The 25,279-nt window shown below is 37.6% G+C and carries 24 protein-coding genes; 20 read left to right on the top strand and 4 right to left on the bottom strand.

The features are described from left to right. Window positions 1-7 precede the first annotated feature (7 nt). From BMZ04_RS03170 to BMZ04_RS03145, 6 genes are all read left to right on the top strand, one after another. A complete protein-coding gene (locus BMZ04_RS03170; protein ID WP_093265178.1) occupies window positions 8-784 on the top strand; it encodes a 2-keto-4-pentenoate hydratase in 777 nt (258 codons plus the stop codon). Window positions 785-802: 18 nt separating this feature from the next. After that, on the top strand, window positions 803-1,597 hold the full coding sequence (locus BMZ04_RS03165; protein ID WP_093265175.1) for a 2-keto-4-pentenoate hydratase: 795 nt from the start codon (window positions 803-805) through the stop codon (window positions 1,595-1,597). 9 nt (window positions 1,598-1,606) lie between these two features. Continuing rightward, on the top strand, window positions 1,607-1,807 hold the full coding sequence (locus BMZ04_RS03160; RefSeq protein ID WP_093265172.1) for a 4-oxalocrotonate tautomerase: 201 nt from the start codon (window positions 1,607-1,609) through the stop codon (window positions 1,805-1,807). Further along, window positions 1,804-3,276 (top strand): aldehyde dehydrogenase, encoded by a 1,473-nt coding sequence (locus BMZ04_RS03155; RefSeq protein ID WP_093265169.1) that lies wholly within the window; start codon window positions 1,804-1,806, stop codon window positions 3,274-3,276. The genes BMZ04_RS03160 and BMZ04_RS03155 overlap by 4 nt, the downstream gene beginning before the upstream one ends. A 17-nt stretch (window positions 3,277-3,293) precedes the next feature. Next, the gene (locus BMZ04_RS03150) at window positions 3,294-4,676 is read left to right on the top strand and encodes a PucR family transcriptional regulator (protein WP_093265167.1); all 1,383 of its coding nucleotides are present in this window, start codon (window positions 3,294-3,296) and stop codon (window positions 4,674-4,676) included. Between the two features lie 330 nt (window positions 4,677-5,006). Then, window positions 5,007-5,561: a DoxX family protein gene (locus BMZ04_RS03145; RefSeq protein WP_093265164.1), complete on the top strand. Its 555-nt coding sequence runs from the start codon at window positions 5,007-5,009 to the stop codon at window positions 5,559-5,561. A gap of 53 nt (window positions 5,562-5,614) precedes the next feature. On the opposite strand, the gene BMZ04_RS03140 is transcribed toward BMZ04_RS03145, so the two are convergent. Next, on the bottom strand, window positions 5,615-6,424 hold the full coding sequence (locus BMZ04_RS03140) for a VanW family protein (protein ID WP_177184298.1): 810 nt from the start codon (window positions 6,422-6,424) through the stop codon (window positions 5,615-5,617). Window positions 6,425-6,679: 255 nt separating this feature from the next. Here BMZ04_RS03140 and BMZ04_RS03135 point away from each other — a divergent pair, with 255 nt between their 5' ends. The 5 genes from BMZ04_RS03135 (at window position 6,680) to BMZ04_RS03115 (ending at window position 10,909) form a co-directional block, all read left to right on the top strand. Beyond that, window positions 6,680-7,339 carry an ABC transporter ATP-binding protein gene (locus BMZ04_RS03135; protein ID WP_093265162.1) on the top strand — a complete coding sequence of 220 codons (660 nt, stop codon included), beginning with the start codon at window positions 6,680-6,682 and terminating at the stop codon, window positions 7,337-7,339. Beyond that, window positions 7,336-8,661 carry an ABC transporter permease gene (locus BMZ04_RS03130; RefSeq protein ID WP_093265159.1) on the top strand — a complete coding sequence of 442 codons (1,326 nt, stop codon included), beginning with the start codon at window positions 7,336-7,338 and terminating at the stop codon, window positions 8,659-8,661. Before BMZ04_RS03135 ends, BMZ04_RS03130 begins: the two co-directional genes overlap by 4 nt. 334 nt (window positions 8,662-8,995) lie before the next feature. Further along, the gene (locus BMZ04_RS03125; protein WP_093265156.1) at window positions 8,996-9,442 is read left to right on the top strand and encodes a VanZ family protein; all 447 of its coding nucleotides are present in this window, start codon (window positions 8,996-8,998) and stop codon (window positions 9,440-9,442) included. 46 nt (window positions 9,443-9,488) lie between these two features. After that, on the top strand, window positions 9,489-9,923 hold the full coding sequence (locus BMZ04_RS03120) for a VanZ family protein (RefSeq protein ID WP_093265154.1): 435 nt from the start codon (window positions 9,489-9,491) through the stop codon (window positions 9,921-9,923). Between the two features lie 134 nt (window positions 9,924-10,057). Continuing rightward, complete coding sequence (locus BMZ04_RS03115; RefSeq protein WP_093265485.1) at window positions 10,058-10,909, top strand: STAS domain-containing protein; 852 nt, start codon at window positions 10,058-10,060, stop codon at window positions 10,907-10,909. A gap of 76 nt (window positions 10,910-10,985) precedes the next feature. Here BMZ04_RS03115 and BMZ04_RS03110 read toward each other — a convergent pair whose 3' ends face one another. Next, on the bottom strand, window positions 10,986-11,867 hold the full coding sequence (locus BMZ04_RS03110) for a putative bifunctional diguanylate cyclase/phosphodiesterase (RefSeq protein WP_093265151.1): 882 nt from the start codon (window positions 11,865-11,867) through the stop codon (window positions 10,986-10,988). A gap of 326 nt (window positions 11,868-12,193) precedes the next feature. Between BMZ04_RS03110 and BMZ04_RS03105 the strand changes: the two genes are divergently transcribed. Beyond that, window positions 12,194-13,069: a helix-turn-helix domain-containing protein gene (locus BMZ04_RS03105; protein WP_255367783.1), complete on the top strand. Its 876-nt coding sequence runs from the start codon at window positions 12,194-12,196 to the stop codon at window positions 13,067-13,069. 640 nt (window positions 13,070-13,709) lie between these two features. Here BMZ04_RS03105 and BMZ04_RS03100 read toward each other — a convergent pair. Continuing rightward, window positions 13,710-13,913: a hypothetical protein gene (locus BMZ04_RS03100; protein ID WP_177184297.1), complete on the bottom strand. Its 204-nt coding sequence runs from the start codon at window positions 13,911-13,913 to the stop codon at window positions 13,710-13,712. Window positions 13,914-14,473: 560 nt separating this feature from the next. Between BMZ04_RS03100 and BMZ04_RS03095 the strand changes: the two genes are divergently transcribed. Next, window positions 14,474-15,139 carry a ribonuclease H family protein gene (locus tag BMZ04_RS03095; protein WP_093265146.1) on the top strand — a complete coding sequence of 222 codons (666 nt, stop codon included), beginning with the start codon at window positions 14,474-14,476 and terminating at the stop codon, window positions 15,137-15,139. A 393-nt stretch (window positions 15,140-15,532) separates the two neighbouring features. Continuing rightward, window positions 15,533-16,561, top strand: coding sequence for an SGNH/GDSL hydrolase family protein (locus BMZ04_RS03090; RefSeq protein WP_177184296.1), 1,029 nt, complete (start codon window positions 15,533-15,535; stop codon window positions 16,559-16,561). Between the two features lie 50 nt (window positions 16,562-16,611). Here BMZ04_RS03090 and BMZ04_RS03085 read toward each other — a convergent pair whose 3' ends face one another. After that, window positions 16,612-17,010 carry a hypothetical protein gene (locus BMZ04_RS03085; protein ID WP_093265140.1) on the bottom strand — a complete coding sequence of 133 codons (399 nt, stop codon included), beginning with the start codon at window positions 17,008-17,010 and terminating at the stop codon, window positions 16,612-16,614. A 184-nt stretch (window positions 17,011-17,194) separates the two neighbouring features. Between BMZ04_RS03085 and BMZ04_RS03080 the strand changes: the two genes are divergently transcribed. The 6 genes from BMZ04_RS03080 to BMZ04_RS03055 all read left to right on the top strand — a co-directional run bounded on the left by BMZ04_RS03080 (window position 17,195) and on the right by BMZ04_RS03055 (window position 24,861). Further along, a complete protein-coding gene (locus tag BMZ04_RS03080) occupies window positions 17,195-17,674 on the top strand; it encodes a metal-dependent hydrolase (protein WP_093265138.1) in 480 nt (159 codons plus the stop codon). A 214-nt stretch (window positions 17,675-17,888) separates the two neighbouring features. Beyond that, the gene (locus BMZ04_RS03075; protein ID WP_093265135.1) at window positions 17,889-21,593 is read left to right on the top strand and encodes a choice-of-anchor I family protein; all 3,705 of its coding nucleotides are present in this window, start codon (window positions 17,889-17,891) and stop codon (window positions 21,591-21,593) included. A 219-nt stretch (window positions 21,594-21,812) separates the two neighbouring features. After that, a complete protein-coding gene (locus BMZ04_RS03070; RefSeq protein ID WP_093265133.1) occupies window positions 21,813-22,280 on the top strand; it encodes a nucleoside deaminase in 468 nt (155 codons plus the stop codon). Window positions 22,281-22,498: 218 nt separating this feature from the next. Next, a complete protein-coding gene (locus tag BMZ04_RS03065) occupies window positions 22,499-23,389 on the top strand; it encodes an NAD-dependent epimerase/dehydratase family protein (RefSeq protein ID WP_093265130.1) in 891 nt (296 codons plus the stop codon). A gap of 445 nt (window positions 23,390-23,834) precedes the next feature. After that, on the top strand, window positions 23,835-24,377 hold the full coding sequence (locus BMZ04_RS03060) for a peroxiredoxin (protein WP_093265127.1): 543 nt from the start codon (window positions 23,835-23,837) through the stop codon (window positions 24,375-24,377). Window positions 24,378-24,402: 25 nt separating this feature from the next. Then, window positions 24,403-24,861, top strand: coding sequence for a TlpA family protein disulfide reductase (locus tag BMZ04_RS03055; RefSeq protein ID WP_093265125.1), 459 nt, complete (start codon window positions 24,403-24,405; stop codon window positions 24,859-24,861). The last annotated feature ends 418 nt before the right edge of the window (window positions 24,862-25,279 follow it).

The following is a 25,279-nucleotide window of genomic DNA, read 5'->3' as shown; positions in this document are numbered from 1 at the left end:
TGATCAAATGGTTTCTATTGCAAAACTAGCGAATGAACTAATCGAAGCAGAATATTCCAAGGTTCCTATTGCTCCATTAACCGAGCGCTATCCAGAAATAACATTATCAGATGCTTATCATATTCAATTGCAATATGTGGAGAAAAAAATAGAACGAGGCGCACGCATCGTAGGAAAAAAAATCGGTGCGACAAGCAAAGCCATTCAAACGATGTTCGGAGTCGAGCAACCGGATTATGGGCATTTATTTGACACTATGGTGTACATGGACGGCGACAAAGTACCACTTCAAGATCTATTGCAGCCAAAAGTAGAATGTGAGATTGCATTCGTCTTAAAGAAAGATTTGATCGGACCAAATGTAACACCCCTTGATGTAATAGAAGCTACCGATTACATCGTCCCAGCAATCGAAATTATTGATAGTCGAATTGAAGACTGGAAGATTAAGTTTGAAGATACTGTATCCGACAATGGTTCTTCTGCACTAGTTGTGATTGGAAGTAAACCAACTAAATTAGAAGGTTTAGATTTAACTAGTTTAGGAATGAATGTGTTGAAAAACGGAGAATATGTGGAGTCTGCTACTGGAGCAGCAGTGTTAGGTAATCCAATTCATGCAATTGCATGGCTGGCGAATGCACTATCTACGTATGATGTAAAACTTTTAGCAGGAGAAATTGTCTTATCTGGTGCATTTACAGCTGCTCTAGAAGTGCAAACTGGTGATACATTTACCGCTGAATTTGCGCATCTGGGTACTGTTACAGCTACCTTTGATTGAAAATGGGAGGGAAAGTTAATGGAAACGATCACAATGGAGAGCGTTGTACAGGATTTATTTGAAGCAGAAAAAGATGTAAAGACACTGCCGCAATTCGCAAATGAGTATCCAGGGATGGATGAGAATACAGCTTATGATATCCAAGAAAAGCTGGTTCAGAAAAAGTGTGAAGAAGAAAACACGACCGTTTCAGGATGGAAATTAGGATTGACTAGTAAAGCGAAGCAACAAATGATGGGCGTGCATGAACCTTCTTATGGTGTGTTACTAAAAAACATGAGTTTAAATGAAGGTGAGTCACACTCTCTAACTCCTTTTATTCATGCTAAATTAGAGCCCGAACTTGCCTTTGTTTTTAAGAAAGATGTACAAGGAAGCTTTATTACTCCGGCGCAAATAATGGATGCTACAGATTACGTCGTACCAGCTTTCGAAGTAATTGATAGCCGTTTTGAAGCATTTAAGTTTACGTTGCATGATGCGATAGCAGACAATTCATCTTCATCTCGTTACATTTTAGGCAATCAGTTTATATCACCAGAGAAAATAGATTTACAGTTGACAGGAATTGTTTTTAGAAAAAACGGAGAGGTTGTTGCCACGAGTACATTGGCGGCAGTCATGGGGAATCCAGCTGTAGCTATTGCGTGGATGGCAAATAAAATCGCCAAAAGAAATCAATTCATTCGAAAAGGGCAAGTTGTTTTAAGTGGAGCTATTACGCAAGCAGTGCATATTTCGCCAGGGGATCACTTCACTGCTACATTTGATGGACTTGGAATGATAAATACTAGTTTTAGATTAGGAGAGTGAAGATAAATTATGCCATTCATTCAAATTACGATTGCTGAAGGAAGAGATCCTGAAAAGAAAGAAAAGTTAATTTATGAAATAACAGAAACCGTCTCTGCTGTAATAGATGCTCCTAAAGAAAGTATACGCGTATTACTTACAGAAGTTCCAACTACGCACTGGGGAATTGCTGGTCAATCCATTTCAAAAAGAAAAGAGGAATCTGTATGACATCTGTAGAAGTAAAGGTTAGAAGAGTACTTCATTTTATTAATGGGAAATATGAAAATTCTTCCGATGAACAAACATTTGAAGTGAAGAATCCAGCAACACAAGAAGTGATAGCAGTTGTTTCAGAAGCTACTGAGGAAGATGTAAATAAAGTTAGTGAAGCTGCAAGAAATGCATTTGATCATGGTCCATGGAGAACAATGACTCTTGCAGATCGTTGCGATAAAATTCGTCGTATGGCAGAAATTATTCTAGAACGTAGAGAAGAGATTGCTCGACTTGAAGCCCTAGATGTTGGAAAACCATATAGTCATGCATTTACTGGAGAAATTCCTCGTGCTGCCCATAATTTAAAGTTTTTTGCTGACTTTATGGAAAAACAAGGTGGAGAAGTTTATCCGATGGAAGAGGCTTTTCTCAATTATACTCGCTATGAACCAGTAGGTGTTGCAGGCTTAATCACTCCATGGAATGCACCATTTATGCTGACTACTTGGAAACTTGGCCCATGCTTGGCTGCAGGAAATACAGCAGTTATTAAACCTGCAGAAATGACACCGTTATCCGTTTCCCTTTTAGGAGAAATAGCAAAAGAGGCAGGAATTCCTGACGGAGTTGTCAATATCATACACGGTAAGGGAAGTGTAGTAGGGACAGCAATTACAGAAAACAAAGATATCGATGTCATTTCGTTTACAGGTTCGACTGCAACTGGCAAAGCTATTATGCGTAATGGTGCTAACACGCTTAAAAAGTTCTCTTTTGAATTAGGTGGTAAAGCTGCCAATATCGTTTTTGAAGATGCAGATTTAGATAAAGCAATCCCTGTATCCATTCAAGCGGCGTTCTTGAACTCCGGGCAAGTATGTTTAGCAGGTTCACGCATCTTGGTGCAACGAACAATCTTGGATTCATTTATCGAGAAATTTAAACATGCTGCTGAGACTCTAGTTGTTGGCGATCCACAAGACGCGACAACGAAAATGGGCCCACTTGTAAGTGAAGAGCATTTTAATAAGGTAAAACGTTACTTAGACATTGCGATAGAAGAAGGGGCAACACTTATTACTGGTGGCGGTGTTCCAGTACTTGCACCTCATCTAGAGAGCGGTTATTACTTAGAGCCGACTGTTTATTACCATGAAGATCATAAAGCAAGAATTTGCCAAGAAGAAATTTTCGGTCCGATTGTAACGATCATTCCATTTGACACGGAAGAAGAGGCTTTAGCGATTGCGAATGATACGGAATATGGATTGAATGGTGTAATTTGGACGGAGAACCTAAAACGTGCACACCGAATCGCTCATGGCGTTCGTGCAGGAACAATTTGGGTCAACTGTTGGTTTGTTCGTGATTTACGTGCCCCATTTGGAGGATTTAAAAAGAGTGGTATCGGACGAGAAGGAGGACAGCACAGCCTAGAGTTTTTCTCAGAAGCTAAAAATATTTGTATTGCCTTGAACTGACAAGTGGAGGGAATAATATGAAACAATGGTTGTCAACTAATTTAGATACTAAGTCTAACTCAGAAAACCAGGAATATATAGCTTTGAAAAATCCTCAAAAACTCCTTTTTCCAAAGGAGTCTTTTTCTACGTGGAAGCAACAATCAGATATTGGTGAACACTTTAAAACATATAAAGAGTTAGAAGAAGAACGAAACCAACTGCAAAGAGTAATTGATATTCAAAATGCCCTTACAGATGAATTAATTCGTTCGAATCTTTTAACTAATATTTTGAGTATATTAAAAGAACATATTACACTCCCAATTATTATTGAAAATCATAAAGAAAAAATTACCGATTATGAAAATATTGATTTAGAAGAAGCGAAAGAATTCCAATGCTCCTTTCATAAAAAATTAAAAAAGTGGCACCTTAAAAAGACTGAATTTTTAGAACTAGATAATCATTGTCGTCTTGTTACGCCTATTTTTTTACAAAATCAGATTTTGGGCTATTGTTCTTTTATTTATGATTCTAATAGTCCAAAATCGGATGATTTCGATCGAATGATTTTGGAAAGATTAACATCGATCAGTACATTAATCTATTTGAACAATAAAAACATTATGGAAGCTAACGCTAGAACAAAAGGAATTCTTTTTGAGAAAATATTGGCAGACGAATTTGAATCGAAGGAACAAATTTATCGTGAACTAAATTTATTAAATATCGATGTAACTGGTAAATATCATATAGCTTTTTTATCGTTAAAGTACGATAGTTTAGCTAAAGTAGATAACTTATCTATTTTCACAAGTGTTTACGAAGAAGTTATTCAATTTTTTCAAGAAAAGGATTATGAAATACTTCAAGTTCAACGTGCTAATGGAATATTATGCTTTATACCAGAAGATGGCGATCATACAACGATGCGGAATGGACCGACAAAATTTTATAATAGAATCAAGAAAAGTTACCCTAAAATCCAATGTCACGTCGGTGTCAGCTCAACAAGTAATGACTTGCAAAATGTAAATAGTCTAATGAAAGAAGCAATGACAGCTGCTAGGTTTACAGTAGCTCACCAACCTACAATGTATTTTAAAGAGTTAGGAATATTGGGCATTTTAGTTCACACTCAAGAAGAGAGTGCTATTCAAAAAATAGCCGAGATGGAACTAGGTGCAATATATGGCCAAACGGAACAGCACAAAGAATATATGCTTACACTATACGAGTATTTAATAAATGGAGGCAACCTCGAACAAACTTCAGCAAAGCTGAAATTATCCATTAGCGGATTGCGCTATCGCATCACTAAAATTCGTGAAATACTTCAAAAAGATTTGAAGGACTCACAAAAACAGTTTGATCTTTTGTTAGCGTTAAAAGCGTTGAAGGTTATTGGTGAGTTTTAGTGCTTGCCTTTTTTAGAAAAGAAAGAAGCAATGGGAAATCCATGTCTATTAAATAAGTAGCGAGTCTTTCCTCGATTTTATCGAGAAAAGGCTCGCTATTTTGTTTTTTCGGGCATTCTAAACTTAGTATTTATGTTATTTCAGTGTTAAATGCTTTTAGTTGGAAAAAAGACCAGTTTAGTTGGAAAACGGAGTTAACGGAGGAATTTTCGCTTCTGTATTGGTGGCTATTTCAAAGATCTTATCGAAACCTCAAGTTTTGACCCAATAGACACATGAATATCTATAAAAGGGGAAAGCTAGATTCAAGGTGTTAAAGGAGTGATTAATTTGAGAGGTGAAAGTACTGTTTATTATCCAGAGAACCCAGTTTCTCGATTCTTATTTAGTGATACTCGTTCCGCGGTTATTTGGTTAATTATTCGACTTTATGTTGGTTATACATGGTTGAAAGCTAGTTGGGGAAAATTTCACAATGATGCTTGGACAGGAGAAAATGCTGGAGCCGCACTCACTGGCTTTGTGAATGGTGCACTTGCAAAATCAAAAGAAGGCACAGATGTAGCTGGATGGTATGCAACTTTTCTTGAAAATACTGTGCTACCACATGCAAAGTTGTTTTCGTTCGTAGTAGCAACTGGAGAATTATTAGTAGGATTGGGCTTAGTGTTCGGCTTACTTACTGGAATCGCAGCTTTTTTCGGTGCTTTCATGAACGTCAGTTTTCTGTTTGCTGGAACGCTTGGGGCTAATCCATTGCTATTCATCTTAGCCATTTTGTTAGTACTTGCTTGGAAAGTAGCAGGATGGTACGGATTGGATCGCTGGGCTCTGCCGATATTAGGTACCCCTTGGGATAGAAGAAAGAATAGAGCGCCTAAATAAAGTAACAACATACAACGCCAGAAGAAAAATACTGTATTTTTCTTCTAGCGTTTTTAATTATTTTGCCACATCTCTGGCTTGATTTCATATTTAACTTCCGCATAATTTTTAATTAGTAGCTCTTCTTTTATATAGTTTCCTGTTCTTTTATCCACTGTTTTTCTCCAAATTTCATTTTGTCTATAGTTCTTTTCATTTTGCTTAGAAAATGAATGATTTCGTTCCTCTAGATGATAAGAATAGCGCATTTCCTCATTCGTATAAATGGCTCCCTTTAGATGTTGATCGGTTAACCAAACGCGAATCTGGAAGGACTGTTCCGTTGTATTACGAAATCGTAAATCTACATAATTGTAAAATACACTTGCACCACTGCCAAATGGAAGAACCCTTCCTTCGTCCGGGAACGGATCAAAGCTGTGATGGTGCCTTTCTAAAATGGTCAAAGGAGTGTGTAAGGCCATCCAATAAAGGAGATTAGCTAGCTGACAGATTCCACCACCAAAACCAGTTCTCACTTCTCCCCTCGAGAGCTGCATACCTTCTATATATCCTTTTGCCTTAGTTGTTTTACCTACTAATTCCCAAAATGAAAAAATTTCACCAGGTGAAATGACAATTCCATCGATTTTCCTTGCTGCAATGGAAAGATTCACTATCTTATTTTCTTGGAGCTGTGGATCGCTATCACCTAAACGTCTCCGTAGAAGGGATTGGTGCTTTTTACACGTATAAGGATATGACGTTTTTATCCGATGCTTGGCAAATTTTTTTCTGTCTCTTACGTTCTGTATAAAACGAAACATCCATTTTTGTTTTATCCTTATGTGGTAAAACAATGGATGGATTTCGGTTAATCTCACATTTTTCTCCCCCTGTTATCCAAACGATGTAAACATTATATGCATTACATTCTTTGTTCACGCATTGGGCCGCGTCCCTATAACTAGCAGTCGAATGACATATTCGGCTGCTAGTTTAATGGTCTGATAGTGCCGTTTTTTCATTTTTACAAGGGTTATCAAAAGGTTTGTCGAATCATGGAAGAGGGGATAGAAAACTGTAGATTCTGAAACTAATAGGGATAAACCTGCTTTTGTGGGAATGGAGGTTGTTGGATGATTGAACTTCGTGATGTACGTAAGTATTATCGTTCGGGGAATAGGAAGGCAGAGATTTTGCGTGGTGTGAATTTGCAAGTGGAGCCTGGCGAGTATGTAGCCATTATGGGGAAGTCGGGGTCCGGTAAAAGCACGATGTTGAATTTGCTTGGTGCATTGGATAATTTGGATTCGGGTACATACGAGTTGGCTGGGAAGTCGGTACATCGCATGAGTCGGGGGCGTCGTGCAAAACTACGAAATGAAGAAATCGGTTTTGTTTTTCAGCATTTTCAATTGATACCCAACTTGTCGGTCTATCAAAATGTGTTGCTTCCATTAACATACGGTCGAAAACGTTTGAGAAGAAAGAAGTCTCGTGTTCTGGCACTTTTGGATGAAATGGGAATTTCCAATAAGAAAAATCAAAAACCGGATCGCTTGTCCGGTGGAGAAAAGCAACGAGTGGCAATTGCAAGAGCGCTCGTAAATGAGCCAAGCCTAATACTCGCAGACGAGCCAACAGGAAGTTTGGATGAGGAAACTACGGAAAGCATATTAAATTTGTTTGACCGTGTACATAAAAATGGAGCGACAATCGTTGTAATTACGCATGACATAGAAGTAGCAGAGCGGGCGGAACGCATTCTACACTTGCAGAATGGAGTACTCGTATGAAATTATTTACAGTATTTAAACTGGCTTGCTTCGGGTTGTGGTCGAATCGCCTTCGTGTATTATCCGCAATGATGGGCGTAGTGATTGGCATGTTTGCAGTCATTGTTTTGACGGCGATTGCCATAGGTGTAAAGGATACACTGATGAAGCAAATGGGTAGTCTTGGAGCCGAGCAAATCTTAGTATTGCCTGGAAGGGTATTAGATACAGCAAATGGCCAAAAGGATTTATTGAGTGGGCTGACGAATGTGCCGAGTACACTGACGTATGATGATGCGAAAGCAATTGAAGGTGTGCCGAATGTAAAATCAGTGACTCCGCATTTAGAGACGATAACTATTGCTCAATACGATGAAAAAAATGTGCAGTCTGTGTTAGTCGGAACAAGTGATCAATATAGCCGGGTCCAGCATGCAAATCTTTCCGAAGGACGTTTTTTTACGAAAGAAGAACAGGCGGAAGAAGCAAAAGTGATTGTGCTTGGTAATAATATTCACGAGGCACTACTTGGTAATCAGGAAGTGCCGGTGGAAAATGAGGAAAGTTCCAATGAAGCTGTACAAACGAAGCCAATATGGAAAAAAGTACTGGATAAGTTGCTAGGAGAAAGTGCTTCAGCTGAAGAAGAGGCGTCTTTAGTCGGAAAACAAGTGACGATTAATGACGAGTCGTTTGAAGTGATCGGTGTGCTTGCACCAAATGCAACGCTTGGTTCGAGTACGGACAATAATATTATGCTGCCAATTGAAACTGCACTAGCAACGACGGATATGAAAAATTTAACGAAAATGATTGTGGAGGCTGCAAGCATTCAATCAGTAGATGAAGTGGATGGAGCCGTGTTTAATGCTATAAAGACGCAGCATTCTGAAATAGATTTTAGTGTAGTAAAGCAAGATCAAATGCTTGGCGCATTAGGCAAGGTGACTTCTATTTTGCAGGTGATGCTGTTCGGCATAACCGTTACCGCATTATTGATCAGCGGAACTGGAATTATGAATGTAATGGTCATGTCGGTCCGAGAGCGCACGCGCGAAATTGGCATTCGTAAAGCGCTCGGTGCCACAACGTCGGAAATAATGGGACAATTTTTCTTTGAGACATTACTTCTTTGTTGCATTGGCGGAGCGGTCGGAATCGGGCTCGGCTATGCATTTATTGAAGTATGGAATAGTAATATCGAGATATTTGCTTTAGTGCTACCGATGTGGGCAGTGAAGCTTGCATTGTATACAACGTTTGGAATTGGTAGCTTGTTTGGGATTTATCCAGCTCTGAAAGCGGCGAGGATGAAACCTAGTCGGGCTTTGCGGTTTGAATGAAGTGAGTGTGTTCCGGCTAGTGCGCGTCCCTGTGTCAGCCACAATTTGAGGAACAATTGAGTCTGACACAGGGACGGTAGAAACAAAAAGATGATGCCAGTCATAAGGGCATCCTCTTTTTTGTCGTGGTCACATGTCTGTTTGTCGCTTTCAAGGGAGTTTTGTCGCGTTCACTGGCTAGTTTGTCGTGTTCGACAGGGTTTATCTCTCGCTAAGGATTATTTATCCATTTTATTCTCTTTTAATTTACAGAATAATGAATTTAAAAAGGGCGTATTGGAATTTGTCTGATATATTATATAGTAGAGTTATTTTATAGAAGAGGGACTAACATATGAATAAATTTATATCCTACACAGCAGTTATTTTATGGATGGCATTAATTTTTTATTTTTCACATCAACCGGCTAATAAGTCTAACGAGCTGAGCACAGGGATAACGGAGGTTATTGTAACGGCGGTAGAAAAAGTTGCTCCTCATTCTGATTTTATTTTTGAAAACTTAAATCATCTTGTTCGAAAAAATGCTCACTTTTTGATCTATTTGGTGTTAGGTGTGCTTCTTATACATTCTTTGCGGCTAAGAGGGGTAGGCAGGTTTAAAGGGATGGGACTGGCATTATTTATTTGCGTATTGTATGCCATTTCGGATGAAGTACATCAGCTATTTGTTCCCGGCAGAGGGGCACAGGTGAGGGATGTGCTCATTGATAGTGCAGGTGCATTTGTTGGAATTGGGGTTTATGGGGCTATCTTGTTTCGAACTCGTATGGATGGGTAGGTTATTGACAGGGATGGAAGCAAATGCGAAGAAAGGATGATTCCACATGAAATATCCTCTACTTACTATTTTGTGGAGTGCTTGGATACTAGTTGCGACAACTACTTCAGATGCATATATCTTTTTGTATGACCAAATTGTCCAGTTTAGCTTTGAACCATCTCCCAATTACTTGGATTTACTCATCACGAGTGATATTGAGTTATCAAGCCAATTTTATATCTTACAAAAAACTGGTCATATGCTGACGTTTGCTCTGTTGTATACATTATATTTTCGGTGGTGGAAGCGGGTGGGTTTTGCTCTCTTCGTAACTAGTGGATTCGCAGTTTTTACGGAGATTCTTCAGTTGTACTTCAATCGAAACGGCAGGTTTGTTGATGTTGGAATAGATTTTTTGGGGATTATGATTGCTTATTTTGTTAGTGTCATGGTTGTGAAGCGTAGTGGACTAAGAAGGAGTATGTTTTTGGGAAGGTAATAGTGTTTTGTGTTCTTTTACTTTTTAAACGAGCGGCTGACCGATCCGTAGCTCCTTTTTGGCAAAAAAGCACTATTTTCCTTTCGAAACATTTATACTTAAAGAGTTATGTGTTAAAGAAAGAAGGGGATAAATTGAATTCGATTAATGAACAACTTTATGAATACCTAATTGACAATTCAAGAAATATTACGGAACGATGGTTCGCTGAGAAAGATAATTTTACTGGCGCTTTTTATTCCAATAATTCGAACCCACAAATAGATGATATTCTATTAGAACAACATGCTTTAACAATAAAGACCGTTGCCTCTGCATTTATAGAGGACAAGGGTTCCTTCGAGGAACAACAAGTGTTATGGGCGGAGACAGTGGCTAAAAGTAAGATTGAAAATAATACTCCGATCCATGAGGTAATAGAGGATTTGAATAAAACACGTGAAACAATATGGGGGTATGTTGGTCTTTTTACAAAAGAACACGATGAGCTAGTGACTAAAACAAATATTATAAAATGGAGTGTAATATTTAATACGGCTTATGATCAACTTGTGTATCTGTTTTCAGAAAGATATTACGAGTTGTCCAACAATCGGATGACTGCCCAACAATTTTTGATAAATGAATTAAGTACACCAGTTATTCCAATTTTAGAAAGTGTAGGCGTGCTACCAATTGTAGGTGACATCGATACGAACCGCGCACAATCGTTGCTACAAGAAGTACCGCAAAAATGTTCGGTTCTTGGAATAGAGCAGCTTTTTATTGATATTTCCGCTGTCTCTATTATGGACACGATGGTAGCCAATGAAATGTTTCAATTGATAGAAATCCTTAATTTACTCGGCATCAAAACCTATATGTCAGGTATTCGTCCAGAAATAGCCCAAACTTCCATTCAGTTAGGACTTGATTTTAGTAGTATTAGTACATTCAGTTCGTTAAAACAGGCGCTGTTCATGACTGGTGTTTATAAAAATATTTAGTAAAATTATAAACTGCTCTCATTTGTTAGTTTGTCTAATAGAGTGGCAGTTTTTTCATGCCTGTGTAAGAAACTCTTCAGTCTTGATTCTCACACAGGGATGTTTTTAGTAATTCCGCAAATTTATGTGCGGGTAGTGGTTTAGAGAACAAGTACCCTTGAATTGTGTTGCAGTTGTATTTTTGTAACACTTGGAGTTGTTCCGTAGTTTCAACTCCCTCCGCAATCACATTCATCTTCAACTGGTGTGACAATTGGATAATCATATTTACAATAAAATTGGAGTCTTCTTCATGTGAACTACTTAAATCACGAATAAAAGAACGGTCAATTTTCAGGATATCTATTTTTCCTTTAAATCTGTTTAGATAAGAAAGGGAGGAGTAACCTGTACCAAAATCGTCTAAAGCAATTTTAATCCCTAAATCTCTTAGTTCATCTAATACGGAAAAAACTATTTCCTCATTTTCTAAAAGAGACGTCTCTGTTATTTCGATTTCCAAGTATTGAGGCTCGAGTTTCGTATCTTTCAACGTCCGGATAATATTGCAGATTAAATCTCTTTCTAAAAAGCGAGAAGCAGACAAATTAATAGAAATGGGGATCATTGGAAGTTCCGCTTCTTGCCAAGTTTTATTTTGTGCACAAGCTGTGTATTTCACCCATTTTCCTATTTCATTTATTAACCCCGTTTTCTCTGCTAAAGGAATAAATTCATTTGGTGAAATAATTCCCCATTTAGGGTGATTCCATCTTATAAGGGCTTCGGCTCCTATAATTTGATTGGTTTTAGCATTAATTTTTGGTTGGTAATACAATTCTAATTGGTTTTGCTCAATTGCATATGGAAGACTAGACTCTAGAGAAAATGATTTATTTAGTTGGTGGGAATGAATGATATTTGAGCTATGTCGAAACAGTGAAGGATTAAATTGATGAAGATTTGCTTTAGATTCCATAGTCTTTTCTCCTCGTATGTTTAGTATGTGAGCTTTTTCCAATAGAATTTCCAGTTGAGCTAAGCTCTTAGGGTAGATCAACTGGATGATTTCTATAAGTGGGAAATATTTTTTTCTTGAACTATTAGAAAAATCTAATAGAATTAATGAATGAAAGGTAGATCTAAAGTAGTGATTGGACCCTTTACTTTTGGTTGAGCAGTCTCATTACCTATATTTGTGTATAATACTACCGATAAAACAAATAGAACAACTAATACTTTTTTAAATTTTTTCATCTTTTTTTACCTTCCTTTTCATAATAATATGAGGTGATTTTTTTGGAAATGAAATACTTAGGCTTAGAAATTAGTAAGCTTAGAGCTGAACTAGGCATGTCCCAAAATGAACTTGCCAAAAATATTTGTACACAGTCGACGATCAGTCGAATTGAAGCAGGAGAAGTTTATCCAGCAATAGATACATTATTAAAAATCGCTTTAAAGTTACAAGTACCTATCGAATATTTTATCGAAATGTTATTTCATAAAAATGTTTTAGAGAGTGAAACACTAATAAAAAATATAGAGTCCCACATCAAAGAGCATAATTATAAAAAGGTTATTTCAATCATTAATAAAAATGAAATAGCTAAAGAAAATATTTGGTTGAATTTTTATTTGGAATACATGTTACATATCGCTCAATACTCTTTAAAAATCATATCTCCAGATGCTTGTATATCAAACTTAAAGAAAATATTAAACTATTCCAATCAAACTACCATTCAGTTCCGTTTTTTACATATTAAAATTAACAATAGCATAGCAAATGTTTACGGAGAAAACGGAGAGAGTGAAAAATGTTTATACCACTATAATAAAATCTTAAAAGAACATATGCATAAAAATTATAACGACCATAAAATATTTGAAACCCTGATTACCGTATTATTCAACAAATGTAAAATACTTTATGAATTACAGGATTATGAAGCAGCTCTAGAAACTGCAAATCAAGGTATACAAAAATCAAAAGAGTCATCTTTTTTCTTTTTGGTTGGCCAATTTTTATACTATAAAGGCCAATGCTTAGAAAAAACCAATGCTGCCTTTGTAGAAATCAAAGAAGTATATAAGCAAGCTCTTTTTTTCTTCGAATTCCTAGAACTTCCATTTTATATTCGTGCTATTAAACAAAACAAAAAACAATACTTAGACTAAATAGGATGACTTGTGTTGCGATCCCTACTATGCTTTCTACTGATAGGATAGATAGTTTCTCCAAACTAATATTAAGAAGTTGTATTCCCTGAAATAAAAGCAATATGAATAAATGAGTGTTTGCAAGGAGGTACAAAATACTTAATAATTCCCGTATAAAATATCTTTTACATTTCAAATATACTAGATTTGATTAAAAAAATCTGTAGGTTATGCATAAATGGATATTTTCCTTATTGAACTTGCACTTTGTGTCGAACTTTGTCCCTGTGTATGATTTTGTTTGTTTTTTAGGCTATGTTAAAGGTAAAGGTTGATTTAAAATACAGATAAAAAATGAGCCTGAAAATGTATCTCCAGGCTCGTTGCATTTTGATGATTGCTTTTTTGCTAAAGCACCCGTTAGTAAAAAAAGAACGTTTCTTCAAATTAAAGAAACGAATTTATTTTTTCCTTTTCCATTTTCCGAATAAACCTATTGCAACAGCCGTGCCAATACCGACGGCAAACCAAGTAGCTAAACTCAATACACTCACCTCCATTTAGACTAAAATGGTTTCATATTGTATTTTATGAATTAAGAATCCTAAAAGTTTCACTAACCGTTAGGAATACGCCTTAATTTTGTCGGTCATATGGATTAAATCATCAACTTCTTTTTGGAGAAAACGTAAATTATTGATTTGTCGCTTCCACCAAGATGTTTAGGTATATAATGGTGGCAGTATACGTTTTGTTCTTGTAGGAATACGCCAGTTATTTCACATTTTCCTTTTTTCATACTGTATCTACTAATCCGACTATCCATATATTCGACACTTCGTTTCGGTATTTTTGATTCCATTAGCAATACTTACAAAATAATATTTGGAAACCCATTCTGCGCATTCATTAATGATTAATCAACCTTGTCCTTTAACAGAGCCATTTTAAAAAAGATGTTTAAATGATTTTGAGCGGGGTATATAAATAGTACAAGGCGGAACTACCGTAGGAAGGGACTGGTAAACATGTGTTTACAAGAGACTCCAAAGGATGATTTGCACAGCCTTGGCGGAAAATTTGCTTTACTGGCGAAGGGCACTCTCGTCGGGAACCGATATATTTAGGTTTCGATTGAAAAGAGTATTACATGCAAGTGAAAGAAAAGTTTTTTGTGGAAGTGCACCTTGATGTCTGATGCTACATTGTCAGACAAAGTGAACTGCACTGACGAGATGAATGTTAAAATTGTCAGTAACGGTTTAACTAAGTAACATTAACAAATTTTCCGAGTGCATCCCCTTTAAGGGGAAAGAAGAAAGCGTCGTTCTAATAGGATGGCGCTTTTTTCTTTTCTTGTGTAAAAATTGAACTGCATTGGGTAATCTATAGTTACGGATTGATTAGTTTGGAGGATTGGTGATGAATGTTTTAATCGAATGGAGTTATAGGACTCCAAAAGGTGTGGAAACTACCTTTCGTTCGGAAGAGATGCCGGCAACTCAAGCTTTACTAGTGGCGGAGGACTTGGAGAAAACCGGTCGCGCGAAGAGTGTGATATTCATTGATCGTTTTGATAGTTCGTGGACGATTAAAGAATTGAAAGGCTATTTGAAAGGAATTGAAACAGAACCGCATAATGTCACCGTTTATTTTGACGGTGGTTTTGACAGAGCTACTAGCAGCTCTGGTTTGGGTTGCGTTATTTATTATGAACAAAGCGGAAAGTCGTACAGATTAAGGAAAAACTCATTTGCTACTGAACTTATATCAAATAATGAGGCAGAATATGCAGCGTTCCATCTAAGTTTGCAAGAGCTTGAAATTCTAGGGGTTCATCATCTACCAGTCCGGTTCATTGGAGATTCACAGGTCGTGATTAACCATTTAAGTGAAGAATGGCCAGTAATTGAGAAGGATCTATCTAGTTGGGCAGACCGTATTGAAGCGAAGATGAAAGACTTAGGCATTCAGCCAGAGTACGAATTGGTGCCAAGAAAAGCGAATGCCGAAGCCGATAGACTGGCTACACAGGCATTGAATGGAATTGAGATTACCGGGACTAGTGAAATGGATAATGATAAGTGAATGGAAAACCTTTGAAAATTATAAAATAAAGTAACGTTTAAGTCTTCCAAACGGAGTATACAACGTACGCGTGAGCTCTGGTGATGGCTTATCGCACACCCCGCGGAAAGCGTCCGCCCGAAACGGAAATCAGCAGTATTATGGAATTGAAGATCCTTTCTCAGTTGAAGAAATACTGTGAAAGGATTTTTTACTCTATTTACTCCTTGTAATACTTAGGTTGAAAATGACCTAATACATACTAGTGAATACTAAACTCTAGCCAATTCTATACTACAAAAAAGTTGTATCTCTTAAAAGGAAAAGTTACTATTAGAATAAATTGTATTTTATTCTGATAATTGATATGGATACTCTTGCATAATATAGAATGGATGAAGGGGGTATTAAATAGTGAAGAAAGTTTTAACTTTTGTATTAGTCGCAACACTTGCTATTTCTAGCGTGTGGACTCCTGCGGCGCAGGCAGAGAGCAAGAAGATCGATTATGTGGCCTTGGGAGATTCATTAGCAGCCGGTCATACACCTTATGGGGTAAAGGTTGGTAGAGGTTTCACGGATATTATTAGTGAAGAGCTTGCTAAGAAAGATATGTTAGCATCATTTAATAAAGAATTTGCGATGACGGGCGAAACTAGTGTCGGTTTGTTGGAAACTTTAAAGCGTACAGAGGTGCAGCAAGCTTTAAAAGAAGCAGAGCTTGTTACGATCATTAGTGGTGCCAACGATTTTATAGATGAAATGTATAACCCAGCCGATGAAAGTATTAATGCAGATCTTGCGAAAGCGACGGCATTGTATAATAAAGTAGCTAGTAATTTGACTTCTGCCATTCAGCAGGTGAAAGCACTCAACTCGGAAGCGGATATTTATTTGTTTGGTTATTATTTTCCGTTACCCCATGTAGCAGATGAGAAGGTCAAACAACAGCTAAAACTGGCTTTTAATTTTGTGAATGGTAGAATGGCTGAAATTGCGAAAAGAGAAGATGTTCATTTTGTTGAGATAGCAACTGCTTTCGATCTACATGGTACTTCATTTTTGGAAAACCCAAAGGATATTCATCCGAATGAAGCGGGTTATCAAGTATTAGCGGATCAATTTTTACAGAATTATTTGATGCCTGTACAGGTTCCAACTCACGTTCCGAAAGTAATGTGGGGGAAAACAGAGCTTAAACTTGGTCAAATCGGTAAAATAACGGTTCTTCGAGATACTTATCTTATGAAAATTGAAAAAGATGGCTCTCTATCTACTATTCGGACTTTGAAAAAGGGGGAAGAGTATCGAGTTTACAGCTATAAAGGACAACAGAATGGTCTTTACGGTTTAGGGGGAAGTAGCTTCGTTCAGAAAAACGAAGCAATTCGGTATGAAACTCCATCTAAAGCGAAGCTAGCATTGTTACAAAAGGAGAATTGAATAAGAAAAGCGACTGAAGTATGTTCTCACTTCAGTCGCTTTTTCTAATTTTACACACTATGATTCGTATTTTCTTGTTTTGCCGGCGAATGGTTATTCGCATCGGATAATGATTCTTCCGATTTAGGAAGCTTTTTTTGTTGAGATTTTGGAAAGGCATTTTTTGCTGCCGACTTGGAATCTGGTTCTTGGACTTTTTCATTATAATATTGAACGCTTGTCATGGACCCTTCTTCTACCATGCGATTGTCATCTGGATCATCAGGATCTGAGAAACCGGCTTTTGTCATTTGCGTTGGTTTATGCTTTTTTGCGTCCGCATAAGAATTGATTTTCGTTTTTGTATTTTTTAACGTTGTCATTGCCTGTTCTCTATCTAATTTAGTGTAGTACGCATATGCTAATGCGGCAATTCCTCCAATTAATAAGGCACTTCTAGTTTTATTCATCTTAATCCCTCCCTAAATGTATTGTTGTTATATGATACCCAGTTTAAATATCCGTCAAACATTCATAAACGGCTATTTCGTATGAGGAGTTTTTTATCAAATGGATACTACTAGACTATTTAGTCACTTGGAAAAATAGTGTAAAATAGATACTTGACTTATGTATAGAAGGAGAATAAAAAGCATGACAGGAAAGACACACATCATTGGCGGTATTACAGCAAGTCTTGCTTTTGCACAAGTTTCAAATTATGATACTGTCCTTTTAGTTGGCGCTGGGGTCGTCGGTGCTTTGATACCAGATATTTGTCACGGAGGTAGTAAAATCGGGAGAACATTGCCTTTACTATCTAAAATTATTAGTTCCATCTTTGGGCACCGTTCATTTACGCATAGTTTATTGTTTTTGTTTCTCATGGGGATTCTTTTGAATTCATTCGTGACAAATGAATCAATTGTTGTGGGAATATTAGTAGGAATGGCGAGCCACTACATTTTAGATATGGCAACGAAAAATGGGATCAAATTGTTGTACCCGATAAAAGTAACAGTGCGTTTTCCGATTACAACGAAAACTGGAGGAGCGGTGGAAGATGTAGTGTTCGCCGCTTTGTCACTGTTAACGGTGTATTTTGGGTATGGAGTTTTTGTAGAATATTTTTGAAAGATGTAATAAGAGAAGTGTTACGGGTGCCTGACGCCAGTAACACTTCTTTTTATTGTAAATGCATGTAAACGATAATTTACACGTATTTAACAATATTCACATTGTACTTAATATTTGAATTCTCTATTCTTAAGTAGTTATCGTTATATTCAATTACATTAAACTTTTTTTAGTAGATTAGTAGTTCATAAATATCAGTAGGAGGAAAATCATGAAAAAAAATACAGTAAAAAAGTCAGTAATGGCTACAGTACTTGCGACCTCTTTATTTTCATCAACGGGCGTTGGCTTTGCAAATAGCTCATTACAAGATATGGTGGATCAAGCGCGCAAAGATATGAAAGAGGCATCTTATGCGTATGTAGTTCCAGCACAAAAAGGGAAAATTACGACGAGTAAAGAACTTTATCCTGCGCTAAATACAGCAAAGGAAAGCTATCAAAAAGCTAAAGCAGCAATTGAAAAATCGAAGGCAAAAAACAAAAAAGCATTATTAGCTGATTTAGAAGACTTATATAATGAAAGAATTACAAAAGGCGTAGTTCCATATATCGATGCATATAACTATGCGACTGAATACATAAACCCAATTATGGGGGCAATTGAAAAAGCGGAGGCAGCAAAAGACTCGGCAGAAGTAGAAAAACAACTTCAAAAGTTGTCCGATCAATTGAAAGCAAGATCTGCAATTATGTACCGTTTTACAGGTAAAGCACCACGAGACCTACTATTAGCTAAATTCAAAACACCAGCAGACAAAAAACATGCACAATTGGTGGCAGCAAAACCTAATGAAGGTGGAACTATTAAAGCGCCAGCCCTTTACAATTCTAACCCTGATCAACTAACGGTTACTCAAGTTGCTCGCTATGATAGTGGTCAAGGAGAAACTGGAACGGAAATTTTAGCTTATGATGAAAAATTGAAAAAAGCATTCGTTACAAATGGTGCAGTTGGTGGATTTGATATTTTATCATTTGCAGATGTGAAGTCTGGTGAATTTACACAAGTAGATTCAGCAAAACGCGTTGTTATTGAAGATTACGGAATTGAAGGCGTGAAGAACATTACTAGTATTGCTTCACACCCAACAGAAGATTTAATCACAATTGCTGCATACGCTGAAAAAACAGACCCGGGTTATATTATCTTCGCTACAAAAGACGGGAAGTTTGTGAAGTCTGTTCAAGTTGGTGCTTTACCAGATATGGTGACATTCTCACCAGACGGGAAAAAAGCAGTTGTAGCAAATGAAGGGGAACCTAATAAGGATACAACAGTTGATCCTGAAGGTACTATTTCTGTCATTGATGTAGCTTCATTTGAAGAAACAACTCTAACATTCACGGAAGATATGTTGGATGATAAAGTGCGCATGTCTTACCAAGGAAAAGGCTCTTCTTACCTAGCGCAACTAGAACCAGAATACGTAACGGTATCACCAGATAGCAAAACGGCGTATGTAACATTACAAGAAAATAATGCTGTGGCGACTGTAGATCTTGTAAACAACAAAATTGTGTCCGTAAAAGGATTAGGCGTGCTTGATCATTCGGTTGCAGGAAATGAAATGGATGCAAATAAAGATGACAAAGCAATTGGTATCCATAAAGCGCCAATTCTTACATGGCATATGCCTGATGCAATGGATACTTTCGTAGTTGATGGCAAAACGTACATCATTACACCAAACGAAGGTGACTCTCGTGACTATGTAGATGATGGTGGTTATACAGAAGTAGCGGAGCTTGCAGATATTGAATTGCCGATTAAATTAGATGCTTCTAAATACGAAGGTTATACGCAAGCGGAACTAGACAAATTTGATTTATCGACTTTAAAAGGTTATAAAGTAACAACTGAAAATGGACTAAATGCAGAAGGCACTGCATATGAAGCGATTTATGGTTATGGTGGACGTAGCTTCTCAATTTTCGATGCGGAAACGTTAGAGCAAGTGTATGATAGCGGAAGTGAGTTTGAGCGTATTATTGCTGAAAAAACACCGAAATATTTCAACACAAATAGCGATGAGATTAAAGTAGACAGCCGTAGTGATGATAAAGGTCCAGAGCCAGAAACGGCAGTAGTTGGCGAAATCGATGGAACTACTTATGGATTTATTGCATTAGAACGTTATAGCGGTATTATGGTTTATGATTTAACGGATGTAAAAGAACCTAAATTTGTCACACTTATTTCAAGCCGTGACTTCTCGGAAGATGTTGCTGGAGATGTTTCACCAGAAGGATTACAATTTATCCCTGCTGACAAGAGTCCAACAGGTAAAGCTTTACTTGCTGCAACTCATGAAGTTTCGGGAACAGTTGCTGTATATGAATTTGGAGGAAAAGCAAAAGAAGAAGCTGACTTCGAACTTTCAATCATTCATACAAATGATACACATGCAGCAATTGAAAATGCTCCAAAACGTGCAACAATTATTAATGATGTTCGTAAAGAAAAACCAAATGCATTACTACTTGATGCAGGGGATGTATTCCAAGGGACATTATATTTTACCGAATATCAAGGTGAGGCTGATTTAGCGTTAATGAATTACATGGGATACGATGCAATGACATTAGGAAACCATGAGTTTGACTTAGGGAAACAGGCTGAAGGACATCAAGCTTTAGCAGATTTTGTGAAGAACGCAAAATTCCCAATCGTTACAGCGAACGTAGATTTTTCTAAAGATGAGAAACTTGCTGGGTTGCATAAGGAAACGATTGCTCCAAATGCTGCACCAGGAAATATTTATGATGGAACAATCGTAGAAGTAGATGGAGAAAAAGTTGGTATTTTCGGCTTAACAACGGAAACGACTGCTGGTAGCTCAAGCCCTGACAAAGTAACTTTTGAAGATTATATAAAAGAGGCAGAAAAAGCAGTTGCTTCATTAGAAGCGCAAGGTGTCGATAAAATTGTTGCCATAAGCCACTTAGGATATGATAATCCTGTCGAAAAAAACGATCTTTTATTAGCAGCTAATGTAGATGGCATCGACGTAATTGTTGGAGGTCATTCACACACAACATTAAAAGAAGCAGCTATTGTTGATAAAGATGAAAATGGTGCTAAAAAGGACCCAACGGTTATCGTACAAACAGGTTCTAGTAGTGCAAACGTAGGGACATTGGATGTTCAATTCGATGAGAACGGCGTAATTATTAGTCATGCAAATAAACTAATCGCAATTGGTGAACAGAAAGCAGATCCAGAAGCAGAAGCAATCCTTGCACCATTTAAAATCGGAATTTCAGCAGTACAAAACCAAGAAACTGGTGGAGTTGCAGTTAATGCTTTAGTAAATCCTCGTACTGGCGATCCGGGCAATCAAGGGGAAAGTGTACGAAACAGTGAAACTGCACTTGGAAACCTGGTTGCAGATAGTATGTTGGCACAGGGGAAACTAGTATCTCCAAATGCAACGATTGCCCTACAAAATGGTGGGGGAGTCCGCGGTCCAGTTGACCAAGGACCAATCACAATGGGAGATGTACTGACTGTATTATCGTTCAATAATGGTCTTTACAGCGTAGACCTAACAGGAGCAGAATTAAAACAAGTCATCGAAGGTGGCGTTTCTGTAGTACCTACAGAAAGTGGATCTTTCCTACATGTAGCTGGTCTGAAAATCGAATTTGATAGCTCTAAGCCTGCTGGTAAACGAGTAGTTTCGATACAAGCAGCAGACAAAGACGGAAAGTTTGCTCCAGTAGAAGATACAAAAACATATACAGTTATCACCAATTCTTACATTGCAGGTGGTCCTGATTTCGCTAGTGCAGCAGCTGATGGTCGTGCAACTGACATCGGAATCTCCGACTGGGAAAGCTTCGCAGCTTACTTAAAAACTGCTGGTGAAGTAGATCCTAAAATAGAAGGTAGAATTGTAAACATTGCAAAGTAAATAGTAAGTAATATAGGGGCTGCTCCAAAGTCGACATCAACCGACTTTGGAGCAGCCCTTTTTTAGCATCTAAAAGTGATGCTACATACCGCTAACGAATTTACTGATAATTGCCCAAGGTAAATAAGCAGAAATTTTCCAATCTAACAGCATATATCGTTGACGTGACTTCTTAATAGGAAGTTATGATAGTATATTTTCAAAGAGAGGAGACTGAGCATGGATAACTTTTTGAAAAAAGCGATTGAATTGGCTATTGAAAATGTGAAAGAAGGAGGTCAACCTTTTGGAGCAGTTCTTGTAAAAGACGGAGAGGTAATTGCCGAAGGGGTTAATGAGCTACATATTAAGCATGACATTAGTGGGCACGCTGAGTTACTGGCTATTCGTCGAGCGCAGGAACAATTACAAACGAATGATCTAACTGGAATGACGATGTATGCTAGTGGATTTCCTTGCCCCATGTGTTTTGCAGCGATGAATTTTGCTGGAGTAGAGAGGGTTTATTATTGTGCAAGTTTAGAAGAGGCAAAAAGTGTTGGTCTTGGAAAATCGGCGGTTATTTATGAGGACTTACAGAAGCAACCAGAAGAGAGATTATTGCCTATGGTTTGTATGGAGTTGGAAGAAGGAATGGAGAATCCTATGAGGTTATGGAAAGAGTTTAATAAAAAGAACTTGTTGTAGGTCCTTTTTATAGATTTTTACGAATGACCGAATAGAAATAATTGTGTCCAGATAAATCTTTTTATTACCGAATATATTCATTATGTCCACTAAGAAATTTAGTTGGCCAGCGTTGTTTTTACAAGAATAATAGCGTTATGATAACAGTATGATTCTTAATAAAATCGTAAAACGATCATGTTGATAATTAAAGTAATAATAGCAAAGGGGATAAACAAATGAGAAAAGCATTAGTAATAGGGGGCACAAGATTTTTTGGAGTACATTTAGTAGAAACATTGCTAGCGAAAGGTTTTGAAGTAACTATTGCGACAAGAGGCAAAACGCAAGATCCTTTTTCAACACGCGTGAATAGAATCACTGTTGATCGATTGAATGTTGGGGAACTTAAGGAACGATGCGGCAATGAAACATGGGATATAGTTTTCGACCAAATTTGTTATTCCTCTCAGGAAGCAATGGAAGCGATTGAAGTGTTTAGAGACAATGCGAAGAAATATGTATTTACTTCCTCCAAGTCCGTCTATGATAATGGAAATAGGACAGTAGGATACGTCGAAGAAGACTTTAATCCTTTTGAACACAATATTATTCAAGGACCAAAAGAGGACTTCACATATAACGAAGGAAAACGACAAGCGGAAGCTGTATTTTTTCAAAAGGCATCATTTCCTGTTGTAGCAGTGAGATTTCCAATCGTTTTGGGCTTGAACGACTATACGAAAAGACTCCATTTTCATATTGAAAAAATAGTAAATCAAGAGGAGATACACTTAGTAAATCCAGAAGCATCGATTGATTTTATTACGGAAGAAGAAGCAGGGAAATTCCTAGCTTGGATTGGTCTTTCAGACTTCACTGGACCAATTAATGCTTTATCTAATGGAAGTGTGAAATTAAGCGACATGATCACTACTATAGAAGAAAAGTCACAAACTTCCACAATCATTACTGCTACGCCAAATGAAACAAATACTTCGCCTTTCAATATTTCCGAATCATGGCTAATGAACAATGAAAAGGCTAGGAATTTAGGTTTCCAATTTAGAGACTTAAATGAATGGCTACCTGTACTCATTGGAGATATTTTGGAGTCTAATAAAGAGTGATAGAATTTACCGGAATTAGCGGTTATTATTCTAATAATTAAAAAGCTATGTCACAAAGGGAGGAAAGCAGTCCTTTTATGACATAGCTTTTTTCAAAAGATAAGAAAGATATAATAGTCCGTTCCATAAATCCGGAGTTTCAGCTATTTTGAAGGAAAAGATAGATTCAAATAAAACGGTTGATTTCCGCTGGGGCAGTAATGAGCCATCACCGCAGCCCGCGTACATTGTGATGACACATCTGTCTCACTCCCATCCCTCTAGAATTGCCGCCTTCCCCAATAATCGAGTAAATATTATTTTCTCTTTATATATTGTCACACAACTGACAATTAACAGGCTATTTCGACAAAAAACGAGTATGGTAAATTGATTTGTGAGGAACAATTTGCTATCTTTAGAATGAGAGTACTATATTTAATAGATTTAAATGGAGGTTATTTACATGGCAGAACGCATGGTTGGAAAACAAGCACCAAGATTTACAATGGAAGCGGTATTAGCGGACAAGTCTTTCGGTAAAGTAAACTTAGAAGAAATTATGGAACAAGATAAATGGACAGTATTATTCTTCTATCCAATGGATTTCACTTTTGTATGTCCTACTGAAATCACAGCAATGTCTGATCGCTATGATGAATTCGAAGATTTAGATGCAGAAGTTATCGGAGTATCTACAGATACTATTCATACACATTTAGCTTGGATCAACACAGCTCGTGAAGACAATGGCCTAGGAGAATTAAAATACCCACTTGCTGCAGATACAAACCACGTAGTTGCACGTGAATACGGTGTGTTAATCGAAGAAGAAGGTGTTGCACTTCGCGGACTATTCATCATCAACCCGGAAGGCGAACTTCAATACCAAACAGTTTTCCATAACAATATCGGGCGTGATGTAGATGAAACACTACGCGTACTTCAAGCACTTCAAACTGGTGGTCTTTGCCCAGCAAACTGGCGTCCAGGCCAAAAAACACTTTAAGCTTAAGTAAACGGAGGAGTTTCAGATGAAATTACGTACACCAATGCCAGAATTAACAGGCGCTACAACATGGTTAAATGGAGAAGTATCCACTAGCGACCTAGTTGGCGAAAAACCTACATTAATCCACTTCTGGTCTGTAAGCTGCGGACTATGTAAAGAAGCAATGCCAAATGTAAACGAATTCCGTGATCAGTATAAAGAGGAGTTAAATGTTGTTGCAGTGCATATGCCACGTTCCGAAAAAGACGTGGACTTAGAAGAAATTAAAAAAATTGCTGCAGAACACGATATCTCTCAATCTATTTACGTTGATAGTGAAATGAAGTTAACTGACGCTTTTGACAACCAATACGTACCAGCTTATTACGTATTCGACAAAGACGGCCAACTTCGCCATTTCCAAGCAGGCGGTAGTGGGATGAAAATGCTAGAAAAACGCGTAAATCGCGTACTAGACGAAATGCGTAATGCATCAGAATAAGTAACAAAATGCAAAGCCAAGAACCGAGGATCTCAGGAATCCAATGGTTCTTGGCTTTTTTTAGGAAGTAAATAATTTTCCGTTCTATGAACCCAGTGTTTCAGCTATTTTAGATAAAAGGTCGATTCCATAATACAGTTGATTTCCGTTACAGGCGGACGCTTTCCGCGGGGCGAGCGATGAACCATCACCGCCGCTTGCGCGTACGTTGTGAAGATTCATCTGTCTCACCAGAGGAACGAAAGCTAAGTGCGCCACAATAAAAGGAAGGCAATCTAAGTTCGCCGCGTCCTGCGGCAACAATTGCATGACCCACGTCCTGTGGGCCTCAACGCCTTCGTGACCAACATCCTGTTGGCCTCCGCTGGAGTCGCCACCTTTCACTGCAATCATTTTGCGCAGGAGCACGACGACGTTG

Source organism: Psychrobacillus sp. OK032 (assembly GCF_900111345.1).
Lineage (GTDB): Bacteria > Bacillota > Bacilli > Bacillales_A > Planococcaceae > Psychrobacillus.
Note: the sequence above shows the minus strand (reverse complement) of the source record. Positions and strands in the feature narration are given on the sequence as shown.